General features: G+C 65.3%; 1 protein-coding gene. It reads left to right on the plus strand.

Annotation, left to right across the window (positions count from 1 at the left end; all coding sequences use genetic code 11):
• The first annotated feature begins 105 nt into the window (after window positions 1-105).
• Window positions 106-774, plus strand: coding sequence for a CvpA family protein (locus EOA86_RS36660; RefSeq protein WP_128345834.1), 669 nt, complete (start codon window positions 106-108; stop codon window positions 772-774).
• The last annotated feature ends 56 nt before the right edge of the window (window positions 775-830 follow it).

The raw sequence follows: 830 nt of genomic DNA on the forward strand, positions 1-830 counted from the left end.
TTCCAGCCCACCGAGCTTGCCGATCTCGTGGCGCGCATAGCCGGCTCACGGCGCAGCCGCGCCGACGAGCAAGAGTGACGCGGCTCATGAAGTGGGGCAAAAGACATGCCGATTACGCTGCTTGACGGAATTCTCGTCGGCTTCACCTTGGTCTCGGCGATGCTCGCCATGGTTCGCGGCTTTTCGCGCGAGATCCTCTCCGTCGCCTCCTGGATAGCGGCGGCGGCTGCGGCGTTCTTCTTCTACCAGCCGGTCCTGCCTTACGTTCAGCCCTATGTCGACAATGAGAAGATTGCCATGGTGGTGGCCGCCGGCATCGTCTTCATCGTCGCGCTGATTGTCGTCTCCGTCATCACCATGAAACTCGCCGACTGGATCATCGATTCCAGGGTCGGCGCGCTCGACCGCACGCTCGGTTTCCTCTATGGCGCGGCGCGCGGCATCCTGGTCGTCGCGGTGGCCCTGCTGTTCTTCAACTGGCTGGCCGGCCCCAAGGCTCCGGGCTGGGTCGCCAACGCCAAGTCGCGGCCACTGCTCGAATCGATCGGCGCCAAGCTCGAAAGCCTGCTGCCCGAGGATCCGGAGAACGCGATCCTCAACAGGCTCAATCCGAATCAGCCGGCACCCGAGACCGGAGCCGAGACGCCTCCGGCGGCCGACGCGCCGGCGGCGGACGCACCGGCAGCCGGCGACGATGCTCCGGCGCTGGACGGGAGCGCGACCGACGCGCCACCGGCCGACAATGCACCGGCCAATCCGGCGCCGGCAAACTGACGATCATGTGAAAGCCGCAAACTCTACGTTGCTCTCGGGCAGTCATCACACTATAT

The organism is Mesorhizobium sp. M5C.F.Ca.IN.020.32.2.1, from assembly GCF_004023105.1.
GTDB classification, from domain to species: domain Bacteria; phylum Pseudomonadota; class Alphaproteobacteria; order Rhizobiales; family Rhizobiaceae; genus Mesorhizobium; species Mesorhizobium wenxiniae.

What these genes read in the sequence shown, in the direction of transcription:
- EOA86_RS36660 (WP_128345834.1), top strand. Translation starts at nt 106, where the DNA reads ATGCCGATTACGCTGCTTGACGGAATTCTCGTCGGCTTCACCTTGGTC.